Annotated in this window: 1 protein-coding gene; it reads left to right on the top strand. The window is 44.0% G+C overall.

Going from position 1 to position 1,783, the window contains the following annotated elements; translation table 11 throughout:
* Positions 1 to 122 precede the first annotated feature (122 nt).
* Positions 123 to 1,400 (top strand): IS110 family RNA-guided transposase, encoded by a 1,278-nt coding sequence (locus NR125_RS29125; protein WP_256816842.1) that lies wholly within the window; start codon positions 123 to 125, stop codon positions 1,398 to 1,400.
* The last annotated feature ends 383 nt before the right edge of the window (positions 1,401 to 1,783 follow it).

Below are 1,783 nucleotides of genomic sequence, written 5' to 3'. Positions count from 1 at the left end.
AGGAGCATTCCTGTTAGAAGGATTTTCGGGACTTGAACAAAAAAGAGCCCTCTTGGTATGATACGGGGTGTCAAATCTGGACGAATTGACCCCTAACTTAGTTAACCAAGGAGGACTCCAAAATGGATTTTAAACAAAATCAGAAAATAAATCAAGTCACCGAAAAAACACTCGTAATTGGAATCGACATTGCGAAGCGAAAACATTTTGCTTGCTTTGTAGATGATCGCGGACGAGTGCTCCAAAAATCATTCTCTTTATCTCAATCCAGAGAGGGCTTCGAGCTTTTCTATCAACGTATTTTGGACGCAATGAAAGTAAACGAAAAAACAGAAGTCCTTGTCGGGATTGAACCTACTGGTCATTATTGGCTCAATTTAGCCTACTTCCTTGAAGAACGGGGAATTCCCCTGGTTATGGCTAACCCTATGCACGTCAAACGGTCAAAGGAGTTGGATGATAATTTGCCAACCAAACATGACCGCAAAGATGCGCTAGTAATCGCTCGCCTCATAAAAGATGGGCGATTCAGTTATCCTCGTATCTTGAAAGACATGGAGGCCGAACTTCGTGTGGGGTCAACGTTTAAAAGCAAGTTAACAGAGGAACTAGGTGCTGTCAAAAACATGATGATTCGCTGGTTAGATCGCTATTTTCCTGAGTTTACTCAGGTCTTCCCATCATTCGGAAAGATGGCCATGGCGGTACTGGAATGTACCCCATTACCAAGTGATCTTTACCAGAAACAGGCTGATGAACTTTTAGTACAATATCGTGAGGTCGAAGGGCTCAAATCTCCCCAAAGACCGAAAGCGATGCGTCTTATTGAAGTCGCTGCTAACTCCATCGGAGTAACAGAGGGATGTGAGATGGCCCGTATTGAAATCGCCACGCTCGTTCGTCGTTACCATCAGTTGGAACAAGAAATCGAAAGCATTACGCAGCGCTTAATTGAGCTTGTACAAACGTCTGTAGAATACCAATCGCTCTCAACGGTCCAGGGACTTGGAGATTCGACGATTGTCGACCTATTAGCTGAAATCGGAAGCTTTTCACACTACGAAGATCCACGCCAACTAATCAAACTCGCGGGATTAACGTTACGTGAAAATTCCTCCGGCTTGCATAAAGGGCAAAAACGCATCTCCAAACGGGGCAGAAGAAAGCTTCGCGCCCTCCTATTCCGAGTGATGATGCCAATGATTCGCCACAATGAAGCCTTTAGAAAGCTACACGAGTATTACACAAATCGTCAGGTTAATCCGTTACGCAAGAAGCAATCAATCGTGGTTCTATGCGGAAAACTATTAAAAGTATTACATGGGATTGGCACTAAGCACAAAGCGTTTGACGCACAGCGAATGATGAGGGATATTCCCAGTCTCGCAGAGGCTGCATAAGACCCTACATCCCCTTAAATAGACCTAGACAACAGGATGACACGGAGAAGCTGGCACTATTTTTTCCATTCGACCTCGAGTCCCTAAAGGAGCTTCGCTAGCCTCTGCCTTATGACTAGACCGAACGAAGGAATGTAGGCACACAGATGCCCAGAGACATGGGAGGGTACGTCATCATAAGTTATGCAGAGATCCATTGTGCATCGCATAATTTCCTATCACTACTTACCGTAATTATCCTGTAGTGACCGCGTAGCGTACCCACATATTGGAATTGATTCACATATTATAAAAATATTGTTAGAAATCGTGTCGAAAAATATTTTTTTGACACCTCACCAACGGGTCAAACCGTTGATAAATCAACATTTATAGAGGGAGGA

This window comes from Cytobacillus sp. Bac17 (assembly GCF_024519925.1).
GTDB lineage: Bacteria > Bacillota > Bacilli > Bacillales > Cytobacillaceae > Cytobacillus > Cytobacillus pseudoceanisediminis.
Note: the sequence above shows the minus strand (reverse complement) of the source record. Positions and strands in the feature narration are given on the sequence as shown.

Bases quoted from the DNA above. Each gene is read 5' to 3' on its own strand.
- NR125_RS29125 (WP_256816842.1), top strand. From the start codon at position 123: ATGGATTTTAAACAAAATCAGAAAATAAATCAAGTCACCGAAAAAACA.